Raw genomic sequence first — 22,880 nt, 5'->3', positions numbered from 1 at the left:
CCAAGTGCTGACAACCAGGCGCACTGATTAACTGGTGCGGGTCGAGCGCCGCACCATGAAAACACCGAAGCCAAAGCAATGGGCCGAGCAGGAGGTCCGACGATTGGTCAGGCTCGCCCGGCAGGGAGTTGGCGCATCGAAGATAGCCGCCGAACTTGGCCGCTACGCCGGATCAGTAAGGCGAATGGCGCGAACGATGGGAATACTGTTGAAGAAATAGCCGCAGACCAAGCGCAGCGGAAATTGGGGACAAGTTTCGTCGACTTCGCTAAGAAACTAGAGGTTTGAACCCGACGCAGCCGTCGAGCTGCACTTGTCTGTGCTGATCTCGCTTTGAGCCATTTAGCCAGAGCCCGTAGCCGACAGCTCGTAGGATGGGTAGAGCGAAGCGATACCCATCGTTTCCGTCACGCGACGATGATGGGTTTCGCAAGGCTCAACCCATCCTACAGCACCCATTGTTCTGGTTTGCCGCGGCGATACTTCGATCGGGTCGAACGTCTGACATTCCCAACCCCTGGACCGCATTGGCTATTTAAAGTGAGCCAACATGCAAGCGACGACTTGACGACAAGCGATACGACTCTTCGCGCGCCCCTGATCACGTCGGCAGTGACGTAGCTGTTGACTGAGTCACCGTCGCCACAACCTCCGTCATTCCGGGATGCATGCGCGAGGACGCAGGGCCTGAATCCATCCATCCGCATGCTCTGCCGTACGTTGGATTCCGGGCTCGCGCTTTCAGGACGCCCCGGATTGACGAGCGGAGGTCGAGGCGGCCGTTCGCGAGGCGTCGGGCAAAACACGCTGGTCAAGTCACCTCCTCAAAAATATTCCGCTTTCCCGAATTTCGGATTTGTGGCATACAGCCGCCTATCCCGGCCCCTACCAAAGGGGCGCTTCGCGATCGTCACGAGATGCGGGCCGGGTTGCGGTGGACGCGGTAGCGCCGGCGCGGCATGCGTGACGACAGGGCGGGCAACCGTGAGTCTTCAGGCGGCGCGATACGACCCGGCGCGGTCACAGCGGTTTCGTTGATGCCTGGAAGCGAGCACACGCAAGCCTTCAGGTGTTTCGGCGGGATCGTCCGCGGACGGAGAAGTCGTGTGGTCCTGACGCCCGGGGTCTGTGCGTCAAGTCTCAGCGGTGATGCGGCGGTCCGACCGGGTGCGCACATCGATCATCCGCAAAGGCGACGGGGGCAATAGTGCATCGCTCCCCGAGGAGAGCACGAAGGACACCGTTAAAACCATCCGCGCAGGGAAGGCCGGGAGCCGGCATCACCTGTGGTCCACCCCGTGTGCAACTCTTGTCGCGCACGGACTTGCGGGTGCCGCCGGCACCCGGCCTTCCCTGCGCCCTTTGGCTTCATCGGGCGCAAACGAAGCTGCAAAGCTCGGGCGGAACGCGCCGCGAGAAGGAGAAGGCGTGTCTGCTGCCACCCACTCGCTGTCATCGCCCGGCTTGCCGCCTTCGCTGAAGCTTCGGCGCGCCGAGCGCAGGTGTGGGCCGCGGCGAAGCCTTGGCGGAGCCGGGACCGGGCGATCCAGTATTCCAGAGACGGCAATGATCGTACCGAGAAGGCGCAGTGTACTGGATTCCACAGCGGAGAGATTCTGGATTGCTTCGCTGCGCTCGCAATGACGGTGTGGCGCGGGCGTGCCCGCCTTCTCCCAGGGCGCCAGCAGCCCTACGCAGCCGCCTTCTGCCGCGCGAGCAGCGCTTCGCCAAAGGCCTCGAACAGCTTGCGGTTGACCGGATTGTGCTGGGGATCGTATTCGGCGTGCCATTGCACGCCGAGCGCAAAGGTCGGGGCTTCCGCGATGCGGATCGCCTCGATGGTGCCGTCCTCGGCGACGCCCTCGATCAGCACGCGCTTGCCGGGATCGAGGATGCCCTGGCCGTGCAGCGAATTGACCCTGATTTTCTCGCAGCCGAGAATTCTTGCGAACGCCCCGCCCGGCGTCAGGTCGACGTCGTGACGGTCGGCAAACACGACGGTCGGATCGGGATGGATCTCGCCGTTCTCGAGCCGGGGCATGCGATGGTTCATGCGGCCGGGAATTTCACGGATCTCGGGATGCAGCGAGCCGCCGAAGGCGACGTTCATCTCCTGCAGGCCGCGGCAGATGCCGAACAACGGGATGCCGCGGGATACGCAGGCGACCGAGAGCGCGAGCGCCACCTCGTCGCGATGGATGTCGTAAGGCTCGTGCTTCTCGCAGGGATCGACGTTGAATCGGGTCGGATGCACGTTGGCCCGTGCGCCGGTGAGGATGATGCCGTCGACGGTGTCGAGCAGCGCTGCGATATCGGTGATGTCAGGCGAGCCCGCGAACATCACCGGCAAGCCGCCGGAGACCTCGGCCACGGCGCGCAAGTTTCGCTCGCCCACCATCTGGACCTGAAATCGATTTTCGACGCGATGGGCATTCCCGATCACGCCGACGACCGGCTTTCTCATCTGTCGTTCCGCGCCTCTCCGTGAAGACGATTCTCCAAACATGCCCCTCCGATGGAACAAATTCAACAGAAGGGATCGCGGGACGGCAATGCTATTTTCGCGCAAATGCCTCCCGGGCCTCGCCCCCGGCAGGCAGGCCGGCGGCCTTCAGCGCGGTTGCCGCGCCATCGCCGGGCGCGGCCAGCCAGGGCAGTTTCGCCTCGATGCCACGCGTTACGGGCTCCCCGAGCGCCCCGCCGAAATCAATCGGCCAAAACCCGTTCGGCATGACTTCGGCGTTAAGGCCACGGATCGCATAGCCCTCCCCCAGAACCGCCTCCGCATGGTCGCCGGCAACGAGACGCGCGGTCCCGGGATCGTTGGGATCGCCAAAGCTCACGAGTACCGGCACGAGGTCTCCCTGCACCGGGACGACGCCGGTCTGCCGGTGGATATCGCTAAACGAGATGCGGTTGTCATGCGCGGCGCCATAGGCGCGGAGCGCGACATAGTTGATGTCGTCGAGGTCGAGCTTGGCGTCCTGCCGATGCGCCAGCAAGGCCACCAGATTCTTGCTTCTGCTGCGCTCTTCACCGAGATCGACGAACACCGCCTCCCCGCGCGTCGTGGTGCGGCCGCCGCGGTTATAGTTGCGGTCGGGCACAACGGCCAGAATGCTGGACCCGGTCTTGATCCCGTCAGGCGTCGTCACCTCGACCGTGAGGCGATATTTGTGGCCGGGCCGGTTGATCCGGATCTGGTCGCCGACCACGAGCACGGCCAGAAGCCCGAGCAGACCGGCCCATTTGCTGATAAAGCTCAATCCGCCCCCATTGTCCTGTCCTCACCGCTCTGCACCGTCGGCGTCAAACCAGCGCGTTGACGCACTCTTGATCGGAAGCGCGTTTATCGAGAGAGTGCAGCGCATTGCGCTGAAAAGGACCCGATGTGATCATGTCCAAAGATGAACGCTCCCGGACCCGCGGCGACCTCGCCTGGGCGATCTCGGTCGGGGGCATCGGCGTCGTGCTGTTCACCGCACTGCTCGCCTTCACCTGGTATTTCGCGGCCACCTTGCTGCTGATCTTCACCGGCATGCTGCTTGGTCTCGGCCTCAACGCGGTGACGAACGCGCTCGGCCGCCGTGTGCCCCTGCCGCATGCCGTGCGGCTCGCGATCGTCTGCACCGCGCTCGCCTTGATGCTCGCCGGCATCGCCTATCTCGGCGGCGCCACCATTGCCGAGCAGGCTTCGCTGCTGAGCAAGACCCTCAAATCGCAGCTCACCAACGTCAGGTCCTTCCTCGACAACCACGGCATCGACACCAGCTTCTTCGATCTCGGCAACGGTGCGCCCGACGCCTCCGGCACCGCGCCGTCGGAGACGACGTCCGCGCCGGCGACGCCCTCGCGCGGTGCCTTGCCCGGCGCGGGCGCGCTGGCCTCCAGCGGCGGCGCGATCGTGAGCCAGACCTTCAAGCTGCTGCTCGGCACCATCCACGGTGTCGGCAACATCTTCATCGTGCTGTTCCTGGGCTTCGCCTTCGCAGCCCAGCCCGCGGTCTATCACGACGGCCTCGTGTTCCTGGCGCCGGCCAGGCATCGCACCCGCGTCGCCCTCATCATCGACCGCATCGCTGAGACCCTCGAGCGCTGGCTGATCGCGCAGATCATCGTGATGCTCGCGGTCGGCGTGGTGACCTGGATTGGCCTCGCCCTCATTGGCATTCCCGGCTCGTTCATCCTGGGGATTCAGGCCGGCCTGCTCGCCTTCATCCCGACCGTCGGGGCGATCATCGCCGGCGTCATCGTGGTGCTGGCAAGCCTCGCCTCGGGCTGGATCCCGGCGCTGTCGGCCTTTCTGCTCTTCATGGGCGTGCACGCCATGGAGAGCTACGTGCTGACGCCGATCCTGCAGCGGCAGGCGCTAGACATCCCGCCGGCCACGCTGTTCGCGTTCCAGATCGTGCTCGGCGTCGTGTTCGGCATCTGGGGCCTGGCCCTGGCGCTACCGCTGGTCGCCATCGCCAAGGTCATGATCGACCATTTCAAGACGTATGAGACGCCGCCTCTGGCGGAGGCGGCGTAATCCTCACGTCGTCAGCACGGTTTCGGTGTGCTCGACCTCCGGGGGCGAAGCGAAATACTGGCCGACGAGGCCGCGCCATTCGGTGAAATTCTCCGAGCCACGGAAATCGACGGTGTGGTTCTCCAGCGTCGCCCATTTCACCATCAGCCGGTAGCGCTGCGGCTTCTCGATCGACTTGTGCAGCTCGAAGCCGTGAAAGCCCTTGGAGCGGCCGAAGGCGGCCTTGGCCTTGGCGACCGCCGCTTCGAAATCCTTCTCACTGCCCGGCTTGACGTCGATTTGCGCGATCTCGGTGATCATCGGTTTCCACCCATTTTTGTTCGATGGGCGTGTCTACCGCAGCCGACGAAAAAGAAAAAGGCGCCGAAACGGCGCCCTGGTCGGCCCAAAAATGCAGATCTCTCAGACCAGCAGCAGAACCGTGCCCGCCACGATGAGGGCGCAACCGGCGAACAGCGCGAGCGGCCAGGTGCTGCGGCGGCTTTGCGTGTAGCGCCCTTGCGCGCGGCGCTCGGTGATCAGCGCGCTCTCGTATTCATCCGCGGTCGAGAACAGACAGGCAAAACCGCTGCGCGCCGAGGCCGCAGCGGCTTCGAGCGACATCAGGGCAGCTTGCGGGTTCTGTGGGCGGATCGATTCCATGACCGCAATGGTAGGGATCGAATGGTAAACAGAGCATTACCGCAACGCTGCCTCGCGCCTCAGGCGGTGGCCGGCCGCGCCTGCGCTGCACCCAGCCGCGCGGCGCTCTGGCGGCGCCAGTTCTCCAGCGACAGCGGCAGCTCCTCCGCCGCCTCGACGCGGTTACGCCCGCCGCGCTTGGCCTGGTAGAGCGCGGTGTCGGCCGAGGCCAGCAGCACCTCGAGCTCGGTGCCGGCGGGCCCACCGGAGACGCCGATGCTGACGGTGGTGTCGACCGGACCTTCATCGACCACGACGCCGGAGGTCTCGAACGCCTCGCGCACGCGCTCGGCCACCAGCACGCCTTCCTCAAGCGAGCACGGCAACAGCGCGGCGAATTCCTCGCCGCCGATGCGGCCCGAGAGGTCGGAGATGCGCAAATTGTTGACGACGACAGTCGAGAACAGTCTCAGCATCTCGTCGCCGGCGGGATGGCCGAAGCGGTCGTTGATCGACTTGAAGTGATCGATGTCGAAGATCATCACGGTGACGGGACGCCCGGCCTTGGCCTCGCGCTCGATCACCCGGCTGCAGGCTTCCGAGAAGCCGCGCCGGTTGAGTATGCCGGTCAGGGGGTCGGTCGAGGCGGCAGTCCGGTGGGCGGTGACCGTGCGCTCCGACACCAGCATGAAGATCACGAACACGGTGCCGACCGCATAGAGGATGAGCTCGACCGCAAACACCGTGACCCAGATGCTCGACGAGAAGCCGGCATCGTGCGGACGCAGAAAGCTGCCGAGCACGATCGGCAGCATCAACACGCAGCCGTGCATCACCGGCATAACGAAGGCCGGCCAGCGTCGTTGCAGGCTCTTGCGCCGTTCGGTCCAGAGCTCGCTCGCAGTCAGTGCCGCATAGACCGAGACGATGCCGGCACCGACGATCATGCGCAGCGTGGATGCCGCGGGATCCAGCAATGTCACGGCGGCGACCCAGGCGAGCGCGCCGAGCACGAGGCCGGGCCAGTTCGGCTTGCGGCCATGGAAGACGCGCGCCGCGTTCCACACCATGCCGCAGGCGACGAAGCCGACCGCGTTCAGCGCGAGATAAAGATGCGGGCCCAGCCTGTCGCCGGCCGCGGTCCATAGCGCAACGGAGGCGGCACCGAGCAGATAGGCAGTGCCCCACCATTTCAGTGCAGGGCTGTTCTCCTGCCTGCCGAAAAACACCATCATGGCGCCGAGCAGTGCGGCAACCATGGTGGCGACCAAATAGAGCGTGATGCTATCGAGCGACATCATGTCGGCCCCCTCTAGAACATAGCAGTTACGCGATCGGCACATCCGATTTGCGCGCCCTTCCGAAGGCGACGCTAGGTCGGGCAGGTTCCATTCAGGTTTTCGCGGGATGCCAAGTTTTCCTGAAACACGCCATCAATTTGCGTACAAACGAACAGCAAAAAGGGCGCTGAAATCAGCGCCCTTTTGCATCTCATTGAAGCCGCTTTCGCGGCGAATGCGACAGAAGCGATTAACGCTTCGAGAACTGGAAGGACCGGCGGGCCTTGGCCTTGCCGTACTTCTTGCGCTCGACCACGCGCGAGTCGCGGGTCAGGAAGCCGCCCTTCTTGAGCACGGTGCGCAGCTCCGGCTCGAAATAGGTGAGCGCCTTGGAGATGCCGTGACGGACCGCGCCGGCCTGGCCGGACAGGCCGCCGCCGGCGACGGTGCAGATCACGTCGTACTGGCCCGAACGCTGGGCCACGGAGAACGGCTGCTCGATCATCATGCGCAGCACGGGACGGGCGAAATAGACCTCGACCTCGCGCGAGTTGACGGTGACCTTGCCGGCGCCCGGCTTGATCCAGACGCGGGCGACCGCGTCCTTGCGCTTGCCGGTGGCATAGGCGCGGTTGAACTTGTCGACCTTCTTCTCGTGCTTGGGCGCGTCGGGCGCCGCCGCCGTCTTGAGCTGCGAGAGCTGGTCGAGCGACTGGATGGATTCGGCCATGTTATGCGGCCCTCGTGTTCTTGCGGTTCAACTTGGCGATGTCGATCTTCTCGGGCTGCTGCGCCTCGTGCGGATGATCGGCGCCGCCGTAAACGCGGAGGTTGCCCATCTGCACGCGACCGAGCGGGCCACGCGGAATCATGCGCTCGACGGCCTTCTCAAGCACGCGCTCGGGATGTTTGCCCTCGAGGATCTGGCGCGCGGTGCGCTCCTTGACGTGGCCGACATAGCCGGTGTGCTTGTAGTAGGTCTTCTGCTCGCGCTTGCGACCGGTGAGGACCGCATGCTGCGCGTTGATGATGATGACGTTGTCGCCGCAATCAACGTGCGGGGTATAGGTCGGGAGGTGCTTGCCGCGCAGGCGCATGGCGACAATGGTGGCGAGACGGCCGACGACCAGACCCTTGGCGTCGATCAGCACCCACTTCTTCGTCACCTCAGCCGGCTTTGCCGAAAAGGTTTTCATGTCAGAGTTTCCGTGGACGGGGAGCATCGGCGCGAACACCGCACCGGACTGCGCGGGTTCTAGAGAAGTGACACGCAACGGTCAATGCCCGGACACAAGAATTATCATAGCAATATCAATGCATTAAAATTATGGTGCTATATTACCTGCGAAAAGCTCAAACATTTGGAATGGAATAGGTCGAGGTGACATGGGCGATCGGATCGGGCGAGGTGCCGGACAACAGTTTCACCTCCCCGACCGCCAGCCGCTTGCCGAGCTTGAACAGCCGCGCCTCGGCCAGCACGTCCTGGCCGGGCTGGCCTTTGCGCAGGAAATTGATGTTGAGATTGGTGGTCACGGCGAGCCCGATCGGCCCGATGGCGGACAGGAGCACCACGTACATCGCGAAATCGGCCAGCGCCATCAGCGTCGGGCCGGACACGGTGCCGCCCGGCCGCAGCATCTTTGCGCTGTAACGCTGCCGCAAAAGGCAAGTCTGGCCGTCGGCGCTTTCGATCGTAATGTCGTCGCCGCTAAAAGCCTGGGGAAACTCGTGACGGAGGAACTGCTCGACCTCTGCCACGCTCATTTTCGCCAACGCCATGCTGTTCCCCACCCTCGCTTCGCTTGCCCTGTTACATTAAGTTATCTGCGTCATCCAATTGCAATCATTTAGCGGAAATCGCGTCAATGACCGTCACGGCCGCCCGTGCCCCCTCCCCGCAACCGCCGATCCTGCTGCGCGAGACCATAGGTCCCATCGCGGTCCTGACGCTGAACCGGCCCGCCGCCCGCAACAGCCTGTCGGCCGAGATGATCGCGAGCCTGCATGCCGAGCTCAATGATATCAGCAGCGACAAGGCGGTCCGCGGCGTCGTGATCGCCGCCAATGGCCCCGCCTTCTCCGCCGGCCACGACATGAAGGAGCTGACCGCGCGCCGCACCGATCCCGATCGCGGCCGCGCCTTCTTCGCCGAGATGATGAATGCCTGCAGCGCGATGATGCAGGCGATCGTGCATCTGCCAAAACCCGTGGTCGCGTCCGTCCAGGGCATCGCGACCGCGGCCGGCTGCCAGCTCGTTGCCAGCTGCGATCTTGCGATCGCATCGGAGGAGGCTAAGTTCGCCACACCCGGCGTCGACATCGGCCTGTTCTGCTCGACGCCGATGGTGGCGCTGTCGCGGAACGTGGCGCGCAAGCAGGCCATGGAGATGCTGCTGACGGGAGAGCCGATTTCCGCCGAGCGCGCTCGCGAAATCGGCCTCATCAACCGCGTGGTGCCCGCCGGTACCGAACTCGGTGCCGCGATCGAGCTCGCGCAACAGGTCGCGCTGAAATCCGCCTACACCATCAAGCTCGGCAAGGAGGCGTTCTACCGCCAGGCCGAGATGAGTCTTGCGGACGCCTATCGCTATGCGGCAGAGGTGATGACCGAGAACATGATGGCGCGCGACGCCGAGGAAGGCATCGGCGCGTTCATCGAGAAGCGCACGCCGACATGGCGGGATGAGTGACCCCGTCATTGCGAGCGCAGCGAAGCAATCCAGAATCTTTCCGCAGCGGCAGTCTGGATTGCTTCGCGACGCTCGCAATGACAAAAAGATAAAGACGACAGATGAACCACGACGCCTATCCCGACAATTACATCCGCAGCATCCTCAACAGCGTGAAGTCGATAGCGATGGTCGGCGCCTCGCCGGTCAACGTACGGCCGAGCTATTTCGCGTTCAAATATCTGGCGCAGCGCGGATACGACATGATCCCGATCAATCCGGGCCATGTCGGCAAGGAGCTGCTCGGAAAGCCCTTCGTCGCCTCGCTCGCCGACGTCGGCCGTCCCGTCGACATGATCGACATCTTCCGCAATTCCAGCCACATCATGCCCGTGGTCGAAGAAGCCCTCACGCTCGATCCGCTGCCCAAGGTGATCTGGATGCAGCTCGGCGCGCGTGACGACGCCGCGGCGGCGAAAGCGGAAGCGGTCGGCATCAAGGTGGTGATGAACCGCTGCCCCAAGATCGAATATGGCCGCTTGTCGTCCGAGATCTCCTGGATGGGCGTGAATTCGCGCACGCTCAGTTCCAAGCGCGCGCCGGCACCGACGCAAGGCATGCGGTTATCCCTCAATCGGATGAGTGTCGGCGGCGGCGAGACCGCGGCCTCTGATCGCGCGGCCAAGAACAAGACCGAGCAGAGCTGACGCAGTCGAGAAGGATTCGTTTCGCGAGCGCCGCAATGCGCAGCAAGATCATTCCGAACTGACGTGGCGCCTTGACGGCGAGCGCGGCGCCCATCAGCATGCCGCGCGATTTCAGGCCACAAGAACAGGACGCCCTCAATGAGCGATCGCCTTCCGGGATTTTCAACCCTCGCAGTGCATGCCGGTGCACAGCCCGACCCCACCACCGGCGCGCGCGCAACTCCGATTTATCAAACGACCTCGTTCGTCTTCAACGACGCCGACCATGCCGCCTCGCTGTTCGGCCTGCAGGCATTCGGCAACATCTATACCCGCATCGGCAATCCCACCAACGCGGTGCTGGAAGAGCGCGTCGCCGCGCTCGAAGGCGGCACGGCCGCGCTCGCGGTGGCCTCGGGCCATGCCGCGCAGGTCGTGGTATTGCAGCAATTGATGCAGCCCGGCGACGAGTTCATCGCCGCGCGAAAGCTCTACGGCGGCTCGATCAACCAGTTCACGCACGCCTTCAAGAGCTTTGGCTGGAACGTGATCTGGGCCGATCCCGATGACATCGCAAGCTTCGAGCGCGCGGTGACGCCGCGCACGAAAGCCATCTTCATCGAGTCCATCGCCAATCCCGCCGGCAGCATCACCGACATCGAGGCGATCTCGACGGTCGCGCGCAAGGCGGGTGTGCCGCTGATCGTCGACAACACGCTGGCCTCGCCCTATCTGATCCGTCCGATCGACCACGGCGCCGACATCGTCGTGCACTCGCTGACGAAGTTTTTGGGCGGCCACGGCAATTCGCTTGGCGGCATCATCGTCGATGCCGGCACCTTCGACTGGTCCACCGGCGGCAAATATCCGATGCTGTCGGAGCCGCGGCCCGAATATCACGGCATCCGCCTGCAGGAGACTTTTGGCAATTTTGCCTTCGCGATTGCCTGCCGCGTGCTCGGCCTGCGCGATCTCGGCCCCGCGCTGTCGCCGTTCAACGCCTTCATGATCCTGACCGGCATCGAGACCTTGCCGCTGCGCATGCAGAAGCATTGCGACAATGCGAAAGCGGTCGCCGAATTCCTCGCGGGACATCCGGCGGTGGCCTCGGTCAGCTATGCGGGCCTGCCGAGCGACAAATACAACCGGCTCGCCCGCAAATATGCGCCGAAGGGCGCGGGCGCCGTGTTCACCTTCAGCCTGAAGGGCGGCTATGACGCCGGCGTCAACCTGGTGTCGAAGCTGCAGCTGTTCTCGCACCTCGCCAATGTCGGCGACACCCGCTCGCTGGTGATCCACCCGGCCTCGACCACGCACAGCCAGCTCGACGACGCCGCCAAGGTGAAGTCCGGCGCCGGCCCCGACGTGGTGCGGCTCTCGATCGGCATCGAGGACAAGGAAGACCTGATCGCGGATCTGGAACAGGCGCTGGGAGCGTAGTTGTTCGCGGTCATTCCGGGATGGTCCGAAGGACCAGTCCCGGAATCTCGAGATTCCGGGTTCGGTGCTTCGCACCGCCCCGGAATGACGGTCGCTTTCGGCGACCGTCAGTTAACAGTCATTAACCACATCTGCCGCATACATCGTCTTTGGATCGCCCCTTTGATTCGGAGCCGACGATGCTGCGCTGGATGGTGCCTGCCCTGGCAGTGATGCTGACGGTCTCGGCCGCAATTGCCGCCGACTTGCCGGCGACACCGAAGCGGCGGGCCGCAGCGCCTCCGCAGGAGCCGCCGCAGGTCTATGTCGAGACCGATCCGGATGCGCTGATCTCGCCGGCCTATGGCGTAGGCAGCTACATCCGCAACCTGCCGGGCACGCCGCTCCTCCCCGGCTCCCACACGCTGCCCGGCTATTACGGCCGTCCCTGGGATTACGATTATCAGGGCGCGTATTACGGCGGGAAGCAGGTCGATTATTTCTGGCGGCTGCCCTATTCGTGCGGCATCTACGGCTATTGCTGACCTGACCAGCCGGGCTGACGGAGGTCAGCCGGCCTGACCGACCGGAACCGCGCGCCGCTGCGCGTGCGTCTGCCGGCGCGAGGCGAGCCGTTCCACCTGCGTCACCGCAAGCGTCAACACTGCGATCGCGACCGTCTGGTGCGACAGCGCAAGATCGATCGGCACCTGGTTGAGCAGCGTGAGGATGCCGAGCACCGCCTGCACGCTCACCGCGGCGAGCAGCCAGAGCGCACCGCCCGCGGCCGAGCCTGCGCGCAAGCGCACCGCGTCGATTGCGTGCAGCAGCGCCAGCACGAACAGCGCATAGGCGGTCATGCGGTGCTCGAACTGCACCGTCAGGACATTGTCGAACATGTTGCGCCACCACGGCGTCTCGAACCACAGCCGCTCGGCGGAGGGAATGAACGCGCCGTCGATCTGCGGCCAGGTGTTGTAGGCGCGGCCGGCGCGCAGGCCCGCAACCAGCGCACCGAAATAGATCTGCACGAAGGTCACGACGAGCAGCAGCGCGCTCGTGAAGCGCAGCCGCGCCGATGCCGCGATCTGCGGCCGCTCCTTGAGCCGTCGCACCGTCCAGACGATGCCGGCAAAGATCAGCAGCGCGAGCAGCAGATGCGTCGCCAGCCGATATTGCGACACCTCGACCCGCTCGGTGAGGCCCGAGGCGACCATCCACCAGCCCACCGCCCCCTGGAGCCCGCCGAGCGCGAACAGCAGCCACAGCCGGCGCTTCAAGTCACGGGAGAGACCGCCACGCCACAGGAAGAACAGGAACGGCAAGAGATAGGCGACACCGATGAAGCGGCCGAGCAAGCGGTGGCTCCATTCCCACCAGAAGATCTCCTTGAACTCGGACAGGCTCATGCCCGCATTGAGCTCGCGATATTGCGGGATCTTCTTGTAGGCCTCGAACGCCTCGGTCCACTGCGCCTCCGACAGCGGCGGCACGCTGCCGGTAACCGGCTTCCATTCGACGATCGAAAGGCCGGATTCCGTCAGCCGCGTCGCGCCCCCCACCAGCACCATCAACGCAATCAGCGCAGCGACGGAGATCAGCCACCAGCGCACGGCGCGATGCGGGTTGGTTGGAACGGAATTCGTCGTCATTTCAGGGACAAAAACCAAGCCTTGAACTTAAGAGACTTGAACCGGACTGCGTGCCCCTTATAGTCCCCCGCTCCCGCAGCGCAAGTTACGCAAAAAACAGCAAGCTCACGCCATGACGATCCGCACCCGCAAGTTCCTCGGCGCCATCCTGCTCCTGGTGCTGGCCACGGTCTGGGCCCTGCTCGGCATGGCCGCGGCGCAGATGCCGTGGATTGCCGAGTCCGGCTGGCGGCAGGCGATCTACTACGTGGTGGTTGGGATGGGCTGGGTGCTGCCGGCGATGCCGATCGTGAGCTGGATGCAGCGTCCCGACCGCGTCAAATCCAATTCGTAGCGCCCCTAGTTCGTAGCGCTGCCGGTCGGTTTCACCGGCGCAAAGGCAGCGCCCGACACCAAGACGCGCAACATGCGCAGCGAGCGCACACGGCCGTCCCAGGAGATCCGCGGCAGCGCATGCAAATTGGTCCGTCCCTCCGCATCCACGATGCCGGGGATGGTCGACACGGCGCTGGCAAAGCCGGCCTCCTCCGCCATGACGACATGGCTGCGCCGGAACGAGGTGCGATCGCCGAACGGAAAGGCGAAATGCCCGACATCGCGGCGGAAGGCCGCTTCCGCAACGGCCTTGCCCATCGTCATCTCGCGCAGCGCCGCACTGTCCTTCATGTTGGCGAGGACAGGATAGTTCACGGTCGCGCTGCCGATCGTGACGAGCGGATCGGCAGCGAGCTCCGCCAGATCCTTCCAATCCATCGACGCTTCGCGCGAGAGCGCGCCGAGGTCGATCCGGTAGCGCGTGCAGAGATCGGCGATCGCCGCCGACAGATCCGCCGGCGACAGCGAGCGCAACCAGCTCTCGAGATGCGAAAACAGCGCCTGCTTCTCGGCACGATCAGTGACGACAAAGCGCTGCTCCTTCTCGCCCATCATCAGGCTGATGCGGCTCTCGCGCGCGATTACCTGCTCGAGACCGAGCCACCAGGCCTGCCCGACGCCGTCGGGAAACGCCGTGGGGACGTAAATCGTGAAAGGCACGGCGTGCCGCGCCAGCACCGGATAGGCAAAGTCGATCATATCCTTAAGCGCGCCGTCGAAGGTGAGCGCCACGAACCGCCGCTGCTCCGGCAACGTCACCGCGCGACGGCACACCTCGTCCATCCCGAGAAAATCGTGCTCCCAGCGCTTCAGCGCGCGAATGGCGCGGTCGAGGAATTGCGGCGTGATCTCGTGCGCACGCAGCGGCTGAAACCCGCCGCGCCGCCGCGGGCGCACCCGTTCGAAGCGCAGGATGGCGCCGGCACCGCGACTGCGCAGCGCCGCTTGGCCGGTGAACCAGGCGAACTCGAGGCGCAGCCGTTCCAGCCATCTGTCGTCGGAGGCCAAAATCCTAACCCCTTCGCGCCCTCAAGGCGCCCATTCCCGCTCCATTGTCCTTACCCTTTGTTGACATTTCTTTGCAAAGGTCGGCCACAGGCCGATTGACGTCTATTTCTGATTTCTCGACAGGTTTCGCGAATGACCATGGCTGCGGCGATGCAAAGCCGGACGGCAGAAGCGCCAGCGCGGTCGAAAGCGAGCCGTATCGCGCAGGTCGACATCGTCACCGATCTCGACGCCGCCGAGACGGTCTGGCGCGCCTTCGAGGAGCCCGGCCACCTCTTCACACCCTATCAGCGGTTTGATCTGCTGAGCCCCTGGCAGCGCCTGGTCGGCGAGCGCGAGGGCGCCCGCCCCTTCATCGTGATCGGCCGCGACGCCGATCACAGGCCGCTGCTGTTGCTGCCGCTCTCGCTGCGCCAAAGCCACGGCGTGCGCACGGCGTGCTTCATGGGCGGCAAGCATACGACCTTCAACATGGGCCTGTGGAACGTCGCGTGCGCTGCGCAGACCGCCATCGCCGATCTCGAGGCGCTGCTGGCGCCGCTGCGCGAGCATGCCGACGTGCTCGCGCTGACGCAGCAGCCGCTGCGCTGGCACGACCAGCAGAACCCGTTTGCGCTGCTGCCGCGGCAGAGCGCGATCAACGGCTGCCCGCAGCTGGTGATGGAGCCGGGCGGGCCGTCGGCATCGCGGATCAGCAATTCCCTTCGCCGCCGTCTCAAGAGCAAGGAAAAGAAGCTCCAGCCGCTCGCCGGCTATCGCTACCACCTCGCCACCACCGACGCCGACATCACCCGCCTGCTCGACTGGTTCTTCCGCGTCAAGCCGGCGCGGATGGCGGAGCAGAAGCTCCCGAACGTCTTCGCCGAGCCCGGCGTCGAACAGTTCGTCCGCAGCGCCTGCCTTGCGCCGCGCGGCGAAGGCCGCGTCATCGACATCCATGCGCTCGAATGCGACGAGGAGGTCATCGCGATCTACGCCGGGGTCGCCGACGGCCAGCGCTTCTCGATGATGTTCAACACCTACACGATGTCCGAGCACGCCCGCTACAGCCCCGGCCTGATCCTGATGCGCTACATCATCGATCGCTACGGCGAGCGCGGCTACCGCTCGCTCGATCTCGGCATCGGCTCGGACGAGTACAAGCGGATGTTCTGCAAGGACGACGAAGAGATCTTCGACAGTTTTGTCCCGCTGACCTCGCGCGGAAAACTCGCGGCGATGGCGATGTCATCGCTGAGCCGCGGCAAGCGGCTGGTGAAACAGAACCAGATGCTGTTCGATCTGGCACGCCGGCTGCGGCAGGCGTTCGGGTAGCTCTCTCTTCCCTTCTCCCCTCCTGTCCGCCGAAGCCTTGGCGAAGGCGGATGCGGGAAAAGGTGGCGCGAAAGCGCCGGATGAGGAATTCTCTCCGCCAACACGGATATCGCAGGCTGGGCAAAGCGACGCGTGCCCACCATTGCCAATGAAGCGAAAGAACGTGGGCACGGCGCAAATGCGCCTTTGCCCACCCTACGAGAGCGGGGCGCGGCGTTGTCACCGCGCCCTCCCGCTCAGCTCTTGTTGCGCATCTTGCTGAGCAGGTAGTTGTCGTAGAAGTTTTCGGCGATCTGCGTATAGAACAGCAGCTCCTTCATATACGCGTCGTGGCTCTCCTTGGTCCGCTTGAACAGCTCGCTCTTGGCGGCGAGCTCGTTCAGATGGTCCTGGGTCGCGTTGTAGCAGGCCTCCAGCACCGGTTGCGGGAACGCCTTCAGCTCCGCGCCGTTGGCGATCAGCCGCTTCAGCGCCGCCGGATTCACGCTGTCGTATTTCTCGAGCATCCAGGCGCCGGCCGCCGCGCCCGCCTGGTTGACGATCGCCTGATACTGCTTGGGGAGCGAGGCCCATTTCTCGTCGTTGACGATCATGTGCAGCATGGCGCCGCCTTCCCACCAGCCGGGGAAGTAATAGTACTTGGCGACCTTCTGGAAGCCGAGCTTCTCGTCGTCATAGGGACCGACGAACTCGACCGCGTCGATCGTGCCCTTCTCCAGCGCCGGATAGATGTCGCCGCCCGCAATCTGCTGCGGGACGACGCCGAGCCTTGCCAGCACGTGGCCGCCCATGCCGGCGATGCGGAATTTGAGGCCCTTGAGGTCGTCGACGGTCTTGATCTCCTTGCGGAACCAGCCGCCCATCTGGGTGCCGGAATTGCCGCAGAGGATCGCATGCGCCTTGAAAGGCTTGAGCGCCTCGTTGGTGAGGTCGGCGCCGCCGCCGAAGTGCCACCACGATTCCTGATGGCGATGGTTCATGCCGAAGGGCGCGCCGGTGGCATAGGCCAGCGCCGGCTCCTTGCCGATGTAGAAATAGAGGGGGGTCTGCGCCATCTCCACCGAGCCGGTGCTGACGGCGTCGAGCGCCTGCAAGCCCGGAACGATCTCGCCAGCGCCAAAGGTCTGGATCTGGAATTTGTTGTCGGTGGCCTCCGCAACATATTTCGCGAAGGTCTGCGCCGTGCCGTAGATGGTGTCGAGCGACTTCGGAAAGCTCGAGGTCAAGCGCCATTTGATCTCGGGCGCGCTCTGCGCGATCGCAGGTGCAGCAACCAGCGTCGTCGCGCCGGCGACGGCACCGCCCGTAAGGAATGTACGGCGTTTCATGATGGGCTCTCCTAATAAGTTTCAAGCATATGGACTTGCGGCGACGATCTTCGCGCACCGTTTGCCCGTTCCTGTAGCGGAGTTCAAGATGCGCGGAGAAGGCCTGTAGGCCGTCAGAGCAGCTTCGCGCTGACGAACAGCGCGCGCACGGCGTTGGTGGCCTGCACCGCCAGCATCGCGTTACCGGCCGCGCCTTCCAGGGCCGCGACGGCGTCCTCGTGCAGGGAGCGGAATTCCATCCACTCGACCGACTTGAAGTTGGTGAGGAATTGATAGGCCTGGCCGACAGTCGCGATCGCCAGCGTGTCACCGTTCAGCTTGATCTTGAACGTCGTACGCAGCGGGGTCTCTGAACTTGATGGATCACTCATGGGGCTGCTTCTGGACGATGACGGCTTAACGAAGGGGAAACGGCAGCCCCGCCGTAGCAGGCAAATATCAGGAGTCGGTGCTCGCGCGCTGCGAGGCGGTCGCTGATCCGCTCAGGCTCGGCACCACGACCAGGCGGTTGAACTCGCCATTGTCGTAAGCCTTGAGGAAACGATCATAGTCCTTGATCGAGACGCAGCCGTTGGAATCGCCGCGCGGTCCGAGCATGAAGCTATGGGTGAGAAGGCCGACGCGGCCGAGCGCGCTGGTGCCTTCGGTCGGCGTCAAGCGCAGCGCGCGGATGCCGTGGAACAGTTTTTCGCGCGGCTTCAAATCGTAGATCGCGGGCGGGGTCGCTCCCACCATGCGCTGATCGACATGATCGGGGTCGTCCATCAGCGCGCCCATGCCCGAATGGGCTTCCAGCGCCACGCCGCTCGGCAGGTAAAGCGCCTTGGCCTTGATGTCATAGACCGCGGTGCGCGAATCGTAGCCGAGGGCGGCGAGATCCGGTGCCTTGCCGAACAGGCCGTCGCCGGGCGTCAGCGACGCCAGCCTGATCTTGTCGGTGAACTTTTCGAAGAAGTTGCGGTTGTCGACCCTGGGATTGCTGGTGTCGGCATAGGCCTGGCTCGAGGCAATCTGGGCGGAGAGATCCGCCTGAACCGGGCGCGAGCGCGGCATCGGGACGGCGTCGGCGCGCTGCGAAGGCCTCGCCTCCTCGGTCACGGACCGGTCGTCGTCGGTCAGGGTCGAACGCCAATCATCGCCCTGAAGCTTCTGCGCCAGCATCGCCTTGGCGTCGCGGAGCTTGAGCTGGACCGCGTTCAGGGCAGAACGCTCCAGCGTCCGCAGGCCGAGGTCGCGGGCCGGCGGATTGCCGGACGCCGAAGCGAAGCGGTCCTCAAAAGAAGGGGTATTGGCCGGCGGCAACGCGGCGGAGACCAGCGCGCTCGAATCGCTCAGGTTCGAAGCTCCGATGTCCGCGACCCAGGCGGCGGCGCCCAGCGCCAGCGCGACGGCCGCCAGAGACAGCAGAACGCGCTCGGCCCGCCCAATACGGCGGCGCGGCAACAGCCTCTCGGCGCGTGCGCGGTCGGAAACCATCAGATCCCCAAATCGACCCCCGGGGGGCCCAACCCCCGCCCGGAGACTCTATACCAGCTACCACATTGGGAGCCAAAAGTTAGGCATAATCGCGGCCGGCAAGGGCCCGAAAGGGCATCCCAGGGTATCCAATGACCGATCCTTTCGATCTAGAGCGCTTCGTCAAGGCCCAGAATCCGGTTTTTCGCGCCGTCGAGGGTGAGCTGGCCCGTGGCCGGAAGCAGACTCACTGGATGTGGTTCGTCTTTCCGCAAATCACCGGTCTCGGCTTCAGCGCCATGTCGCAGCGCTACGCCATCGGCTCGCGTGCCGAGGCGAAGGCCTATCTCGCCCATCCCGTGCTCGGAGCGCGCCTGATCGAATGCACCGGGCTCGTGCTCGCCGTCCAGGGACGCAGCATCAACGCGATCCTCGGCGCGCCGGATGACACCAAATTCCGCTCGTCGATGACGCTGTTCGGCGCGGTGTCCGATCAGGCCATTTTCGGCGAGGCGCTCGCCCGCTATTTCGCAGGCGAGCACGACGCCGCGACGCTGGAGATCCTGTCGAAGCTGGATCGGCAGGCCTCCGGCTGAGTTGACGGGATCGGTAGCGTAAACCCGCGATTAACACGCACAAACTATCGTCCGAGCAAAATAATTCTCCGTTATTTGCCGGACAGATCATGAAAATCGGTACGCTCCTGACCACCGCCATCGTCTCGCTCTCGACCGTGGGCGGCGGCCTCGCCGTCTACGTCGCCGTGACGAAATACCAGACGATGGAGCGGATCACCGAGGCCCAGGGGCGGCTGGCGATCGTCCGCGCCGTCAGCGACATCCCGCGCTACCTCAATCCCGAGCGCGGCTTTTCGACCAACATCCTCTATGGGCCCGCCAGCATCGACCCGGCGCTGCTCACTGAACAGGACAAGCTGCGCAAACAGACCAACGGCGCCCGCGACAAGATGAATGCGGTGCGCAAGGAGCTGTCCGGCTCGTTCGACGACGGCGTGACCATCGGCAGCAATATCGACGGCATCAATGCGAAATTCAGCGCGCTGCGCGAGGCCATCGACAAGGCGCTCACCGGACCGGCGGAGACGCGCAAGGACGCCGCCAAGAAGATCGTCGCCGATAACGCCGTACTCAACGGCAGCGTGACTGCGCTGCTCAACGAGCAGGTCCGCCGCATGGCGATCCTCAACGGCGACGCCTATCGCCAGGCCAGCTACGCCAACATCGCGATGACGCTGCGCGACGTCGGCGGCTTCAACTCCAGCCTGCACAAGAATCTCGTCGGCGGCAAGAAACCGGCGACCGACGCCGAGAAGGCCGACATCGCCCGCTCGCAGGGCCGCAACGACCAGCTCGTGATGGCGCTGCAGGAACTGCGCGGCAATCCGACGACGCCGGCGAACGTCGCCGCCGCGCTCGAGAAGTTCAATGCGATTTACGTCGAGGAGTTCGGCCGCGAGCTCAAGCTGGTCAAGGACGGGGCGGTCAGCGGCAAGTACGAACACGACATGGAGACTTATTACGCCGCCACGCAGCGCGGCCTCGGCACCATCATCGAGGTCCGCGACGCATTCTACGACAATGCCGAGCAGATCCTTGCCGGCGCTTCCTCCGCCGCGCGCACCAGCTTCACCATCGCGCTTGCAGGCCTTGCCGCCGTGTTGATCGCCAGCATCGGCCTCATCGTGATGGTCCGCCGCCGCGTCTGCGCTCCGATCGTCAACCTGACGAGCCGGATGTCGCGACTTGCCGAGGGCGAGGTTGCGGACAGCATCCCCGGCGCCGAGCGCTCCGACGAGATCGGGGCGATGGCTGCGGCCGTCCAGGTCTTCAAGGACAACATGATCCGGGCCGACCGGCTCGCGGCCGAGAAGCAGGCCGAGAACGACGGCAAGATGCGCCGCGCGCAGGCGCTCGACGAGCTCACCCGTGCATTCGAGGCCAAGGTCACCGAGCTGGTCGGCGGCCTGTCCCGGGCCTCCTCGACCATGGAAAGCACCGCGCAGTCGATGACCTCGACGGCGGCCCAGACCAACAGCCAGGCCGCCATCGTCGCCGCCGCCTCCGAGCAGACCTCGACCAATGTGCAGACCGTCGCCAGCGCCACCGAGGAGCTGACCTCCTCGATCTCCGAGATCGGCCGTCAGGTCGCACAAAGCACCGAGATCGCCGCCCGCGCCGTCGACAACGCCCGTCGCACCGGCGACACCGCACGCACGCTCGCCGAGGGCGCCCAGAAGATCGGCGACGTCGTCACGCTGATCCAGAGCATCGCCGAGCAGACCAATCTTCTCGCTCTCAACGCCACGATCGAGGCCGCCCGCGCCGGCGATGCCGGCCGCGGCTTTGCCGTGGTCGCCTCCGAGGTGAAGTCGCTGGCGGGTCAGACCGCCAAGGCGACGACCGAAATTTCCGAGCAGATCACGGCGATCCAGGCCGCGAGCGACGAGACCGTGGCCGCGATCCGCAACGTCGCCGACGTCATCGGCGAGATCGACCAGATCGGCACCGCGATTGCCGCGGCGATCGAGGAACAGGGCTCGGCCACCAAGGAGATCGCCCGCAGCGTCCAGGAGGCCGCCCGCGGCACCCAGGAGGTCAACACCAACATCTCCGGCGTGCAGCGTGCCGCCGACGACAGCGGCGCTGCCGCGCGGGAAGTGCTGGTCGCCGCCGAACAGCTCTCGACCCAGTCACGCGATCTCGCCGGACAGTTCGACCGCTTCCTCGGCGAGGTCAGGGCGGCTTGAGATCCGTTGTCTCAAAGACGGTCCCGTAGCCCGGCTTAAGGCTTAATAAGGCGGCGCCTTGCGTGCCCGCTGCGCTTTGGCGGCCTCCATCCACCAGGCGAGATCGTCGGCAAAGCGCGGGAACGCGCGCTCCAATATCTTGCCGCCCTCGCCGATCGGCTCACCCTCGGCCGACAAGGTCTGCGCGATCGGGCCGACGCCGATGGTGCTCGACACCACCACCATGCCCATCTCCGACAGCGTGCCGTGCCAGGCGGTTGCGGCGCGCGCGCCGGACAGGCGGCCGGCCGAATAGCTCACGATCGCGGCCGGGCGCCAGAACCATTCTTCGAGGAAGTGGTCGGTGAGATTCTTCAGGCCGGGCTGGATGCCCCAATTGTATTCGCCGGTGACGAACACGAAGCCGTCGGCGCCGCGAATCTGCCCGGCCAGCCTTTCCAGCGGCTCGGGCGCCGAGCCTGGCGGATATTCCTTGTACATGCGGTCGAGCATCGGCAGGCCGATCGCCTTGGCGTCGATGAATTCGACGTCCTCGCCGCGGCTACGCAGACGATTGATGACGAAATTCGCAAGGCGGATGCCCATGCGGTCGGACCGGTAGGAACCGTAGAGGACGAGAATGCGGTTGCTCATGGTCGGACGGTAACACGAAACCGGCAAGCGACCCTACTCGATTTGTCGCATTACCGTCCGCGACCGCGGTCCAGCGTTTGCGACGGCGTCTCGCCGAACTGGTCGCGGTAGCTTCTGGAGAAATCGCTGAGATGCCAGAAGCCATACGCCAGCGCGACCGCCTTGACGCTATCGGCCCCGGCAAGAAGGCGCCGGCGCACCAGCCACAGCCGGCGCAGACGCAAGTAGCGGTGCAGGCTCATGCCGCGATAGCGGCGGACGACGTCGTGCATGGTGCGAACGGACAGCCCGAGCTTGCGCGCAATCTCGTCGCTATAAATCGGCTGCGACAGGTCGTCGGACAGCAGCGCGCGGATGTCCTGGAATATCCTGAAATTCCGTGCGTCGTTGGGGCCCAGGGTCCAGCGGGCCGGAACGATCGATTCAAAGGCCTCGTCGACGGCTCCGAGCAGGGACTCCTTCATCGCAGCGCCCTTCGACAAGAGCTCCGGTGCCGGGACCGGCCGGGACGCCTCGGCCAACACCCCGCGAACCACGCTGCGCAGCCGCTGCAAGCCGGCCGCGGAAACCTCAAAGATCTTGAAGCTCGAGAGCGTGAGCGGCCAGCCACGATCCTTCACCTCCGGCCTGAAAATAACTGAGGCGATTTGCCGCTGCACCTCCTCGATGGTGGTGTAGGCCGCGCCGCCGTTGCCAATGACCACGACGGGTCGCGCACGTTGCGAGCCGTTGAAACGAATTGGCACGTTGAGATCGTCCATGGTGAAGCCGATCGCAGTGCAATTCTCAACGAGTTGTGCATCAACCACTCGAGGAAAGGCGTGCGTCAAATTCACATCGCAACCGGGCAACGACAGGATCGTCTGCTCAGCCGAAATCTTCCGTACGAAAGGCGTGAATTCGAAATTCAGCCCGCGTATAGCATTTCGAAATTCGTCGACGTCTGAAAAGCGAAATGTCTTGAGTGCCGACCTCGGCACATCATCAATGCTGTTCATGGAAATAGGAAACGCCGCGTCGAGTTACACGTGTGTCCGGCCGCGGTTCCGGACTCGCCTCCTCCGGTTTCTTCGTTGACCCGAAAGAATCAATCCCTAACTTATTCTGACAATTGAAACCGTCTGATTGAAAGAACAATC

The 22,880-nt window shown here is 64.6% G+C and carries 24 protein-coding genes; 9 read left to right on the top strand and 15 right to left on the bottom strand.

Annotation, left to right across the window (positions count from 1 at the left end; all coding sequences use genetic code 11):
* Nucleotides 1-1,690 precede the first annotated feature (1,690 nt).
* Nucleotides 1,691-2,464 (bottom strand): gamma-glutamyl-gamma-aminobutyrate hydrolase family protein, encoded by a 774-nt coding sequence (locus XH84_RS03360; RefSeq protein ID WP_164935981.1) that lies wholly within the window; start codon nucleotides 2,462-2,464, stop codon nucleotides 1,691-1,693.
* Nucleotides 2,465-2,555: 91 nt separating this feature from the next.
* The gene (locus tag XH84_RS03355; protein ID WP_128917447.1) at nucleotides 2,556-3,266 is read right to left on the bottom strand and encodes a hypothetical protein; all 711 of its coding nucleotides are present in this window, start codon (nucleotides 3,264-3,266) and stop codon (nucleotides 2,556-2,558) included.
* A 131-nt stretch (nucleotides 3,267-3,397) separates the two neighbouring features.
* On the opposite strand from XH84_RS03355, the gene XH84_RS03350 reads away from it, so the two are divergent.
* Nucleotides 3,398-4,531, top strand: a complete 1,134-nt coding sequence (locus XH84_RS03350; protein ID WP_128917448.1) for an AI-2E family transporter — start codon at nucleotides 3,398-3,400, stop codon at nucleotides 4,529-4,531.
* 3 nt (nucleotides 4,532-4,534) lie between these two features.
* On the opposite strand, the gene XH84_RS03345 is transcribed toward XH84_RS03350, so the two are convergent.
* The 6 genes from XH84_RS03345 to XH84_RS03320 all read right to left on the bottom strand — a co-directional run bounded on the left by XH84_RS03345 (nucleotide 4,535) and on the right by XH84_RS03320 (nucleotide 8,214).
* Nucleotides 4,535-4,831: an antibiotic biosynthesis monooxygenase family protein gene (locus XH84_RS03345; RefSeq protein WP_035673823.1), complete on the bottom strand. Its 297-nt coding sequence runs from the start codon at nucleotides 4,829-4,831 to the stop codon at nucleotides 4,535-4,537.
* 102 nt (nucleotides 4,832-4,933) lie between these two features.
* Nucleotides 4,934-5,173, bottom strand: coding sequence for a hypothetical protein (locus XH84_RS03340; RefSeq protein ID WP_128917449.1), 240 nt, complete (start codon nucleotides 5,171-5,173; stop codon nucleotides 4,934-4,936).
* 59 nt (nucleotides 5,174-5,232) lie between these two features.
* Complete coding sequence (locus XH84_RS03335) at nucleotides 5,233-6,453, bottom strand: GGDEF domain-containing protein (RefSeq protein WP_128917450.1); 1,221 nt, start codon at nucleotides 6,451-6,453, stop codon at nucleotides 5,233-5,235.
* Nucleotides 6,454-6,682: 229 nt separating this feature from the next.
* Nucleotides 6,683-7,162 carry a 30S ribosomal protein S9 gene (gene rpsI / locus XH84_RS03330; protein WP_011087725.1) on the bottom strand — a complete coding sequence of 160 codons (480 nt, stop codon included), beginning with the start codon at nucleotides 7,160-7,162 and terminating at the stop codon, nucleotides 6,683-6,685.
* 1 nt (nucleotide 7,163) lies between these two features.
* Nucleotides 7,164-7,628, bottom strand: coding sequence for a 50S ribosomal protein L13 (gene rplM, locus XH84_RS03325; protein WP_011087726.1), 465 nt, complete (start codon nucleotides 7,626-7,628; stop codon nucleotides 7,164-7,166).
* 157 nt (nucleotides 7,629-7,785) lie between these two features.
* Nucleotides 7,786-8,214 (bottom strand): PaaI family thioesterase, encoded by a 429-nt coding sequence (locus tag XH84_RS03320; protein ID WP_128917451.1) that lies wholly within the window; start codon nucleotides 8,212-8,214, stop codon nucleotides 7,786-7,788.
* Nucleotides 8,215-8,300: 86 nt separating this feature from the next.
* On the opposite strand from XH84_RS03320, the gene XH84_RS03315 reads away from it, so the two are divergent.
* From XH84_RS03315 to XH84_RS03295, 4 genes are all read left to right on the top strand, one after another.
* Entirely contained in the window at nucleotides 8,301-9,125 is an 825-nt protein-coding gene (locus XH84_RS03315) for an enoyl-CoA hydratase (protein WP_128917452.1), read from the top strand.
* Nucleotides 9,126-9,226: 101 nt separating this feature from the next.
* Nucleotides 9,227-9,811, top strand: coding sequence for a CoA-binding protein (locus tag XH84_RS03310; protein WP_128917453.1), 585 nt, complete (start codon nucleotides 9,227-9,229; stop codon nucleotides 9,809-9,811).
* 138 nt (nucleotides 9,812-9,949) lie between these two features.
* A complete protein-coding gene (locus tag XH84_RS03305; protein WP_128917454.1) occupies nucleotides 9,950-11,230 on the top strand; it encodes an O-acetylhomoserine aminocarboxypropyltransferase in 1,281 nt (426 codons plus the stop codon).
* A gap of 179 nt (nucleotides 11,231-11,409) precedes the next feature.
* A complete protein-coding gene (locus XH84_RS03295) occupies nucleotides 11,410-11,754 on the top strand; it encodes a hypothetical protein (protein WP_128917455.1) in 345 nt (114 codons plus the stop codon).
* 24 nt (nucleotides 11,755-11,778) lie between these two features.
* Here the strand turns inward: XH84_RS03295 and XH84_RS03290 are convergent, their stop codons facing one another.
* Nucleotides 11,779-12,861 carry a COX15/CtaA family protein gene (locus tag XH84_RS03290; protein WP_128917456.1) on the bottom strand — a complete coding sequence of 361 codons (1,083 nt, stop codon included), beginning with the start codon at nucleotides 12,859-12,861 and terminating at the stop codon, nucleotides 11,779-11,781.
* A 112-nt stretch (nucleotides 12,862-12,973) separates the two neighbouring features.
* Here XH84_RS03290 and XH84_RS03285 point away from each other — a divergent pair, with 112 nt between their 5' ends.
* Nucleotides 12,974-13,195, top strand: coding sequence for a DUF2842 domain-containing protein (locus tag XH84_RS03285; RefSeq protein ID WP_128917457.1), 222 nt, complete (start codon nucleotides 12,974-12,976; stop codon nucleotides 13,193-13,195).
* Nucleotides 13,196-13,200: 5 nt separating this feature from the next.
* On the opposite strand, the gene XH84_RS03280 is transcribed toward XH84_RS03285, so the two are convergent.
* Nucleotides 13,201-14,244, bottom strand: coding sequence for a polysaccharide deacetylase family protein (locus tag XH84_RS03280; protein ID WP_128917458.1), 1,044 nt, complete (start codon nucleotides 14,242-14,244; stop codon nucleotides 13,201-13,203).
* 132 nt (nucleotides 14,245-14,376) lie between these two features.
* Here XH84_RS03280 and XH84_RS03275 point away from each other — a divergent pair, with 132 nt between their 5' ends.
* Complete coding sequence (locus XH84_RS03275) at nucleotides 14,377-15,558, top strand: GNAT family N-acetyltransferase (protein ID WP_128917459.1); 1,182 nt, start codon at nucleotides 14,377-14,379, stop codon at nucleotides 15,556-15,558.
* Between the two features lie 236 nt (nucleotides 15,559-15,794).
* Here the strand turns inward: XH84_RS03275 and XH84_RS03270 are convergent, their stop codons facing one another.
* The 3 genes from XH84_RS03270 to XH84_RS03260 form a co-directional block, all read right to left on the bottom strand.
* On the bottom strand, nucleotides 15,795-16,886 hold the full coding sequence (locus tag XH84_RS03270) for a TRAP transporter substrate-binding protein (protein WP_128917460.1): 1,092 nt from the start codon (nucleotides 16,884-16,886) through the stop codon (nucleotides 15,795-15,797).
* 113 nt (nucleotides 16,887-16,999) lie between these two features.
* Nucleotides 17,000-17,257, bottom strand: a complete 258-nt coding sequence (locus tag XH84_RS03265; protein WP_024338019.1) for a hypothetical protein — start codon at nucleotides 17,255-17,257, stop codon at nucleotides 17,000-17,002.
* Between the two features lie 67 nt (nucleotides 17,258-17,324).
* Entirely contained in the window at nucleotides 17,325-18,293 is a 969-nt protein-coding gene (locus XH84_RS03260) for a DUF2778 domain-containing protein (protein WP_128917735.1), read from the bottom strand.
* A gap of 200 nt (nucleotides 18,294-18,493) precedes the next feature.
* Here XH84_RS03260 and XH84_RS03255 point away from each other — a divergent pair, with 200 nt between their 5' ends.
* Both XH84_RS03255 and XH84_RS03250 read left to right on the top strand, forming a co-directional pair.
* Nucleotides 18,494-18,937 carry a DUF1810 domain-containing protein gene (locus tag XH84_RS03255; RefSeq protein ID WP_128917461.1) on the top strand — a complete coding sequence of 148 codons (444 nt, stop codon included), beginning with the start codon at nucleotides 18,494-18,496 and terminating at the stop codon, nucleotides 18,935-18,937.
* Nucleotides 18,938-19,026: 89 nt separating this feature from the next.
* Nucleotides 19,027-21,108: a methyl-accepting chemotaxis protein gene (locus XH84_RS03250; RefSeq protein ID WP_128917462.1), complete on the top strand. Its 2,082-nt coding sequence runs from the start codon at nucleotides 19,027-19,029 to the stop codon at nucleotides 21,106-21,108.
* Nucleotides 21,109-21,150: 42 nt separating this feature from the next.
* Here the strand turns inward: XH84_RS03250 and XH84_RS03245 are convergent, their stop codons facing one another.
* Together XH84_RS03245 and XH84_RS03240 are read right to left on the bottom strand one after the other, a co-directional pair.
* Nucleotides 21,151-21,741, bottom strand: a complete 591-nt coding sequence (locus XH84_RS03245; protein WP_128917463.1) for an NADPH-dependent FMN reductase — start codon at nucleotides 21,739-21,741, stop codon at nucleotides 21,151-21,153.
* Between the two features lie 50 nt (nucleotides 21,742-21,791).
* Nucleotides 21,792-22,739, bottom strand: coding sequence for an AraC family transcriptional regulator (locus XH84_RS03240; protein WP_128917464.1), 948 nt, complete (start codon nucleotides 22,737-22,739; stop codon nucleotides 21,792-21,794).
* Nucleotides 22,740-22,880: the final 141 nt, after the last annotated feature.

It is taken from the genome of Bradyrhizobium nanningense (assembly GCF_004114535.1).
In the GTDB taxonomy this organism is placed as follows: domain Bacteria; phylum Pseudomonadota; class Alphaproteobacteria; order Rhizobiales; family Xanthobacteraceae; genus Bradyrhizobium; species Bradyrhizobium nanningense.
This window is presented reverse-complemented; position numbering and strand designations above follow the sequence as displayed.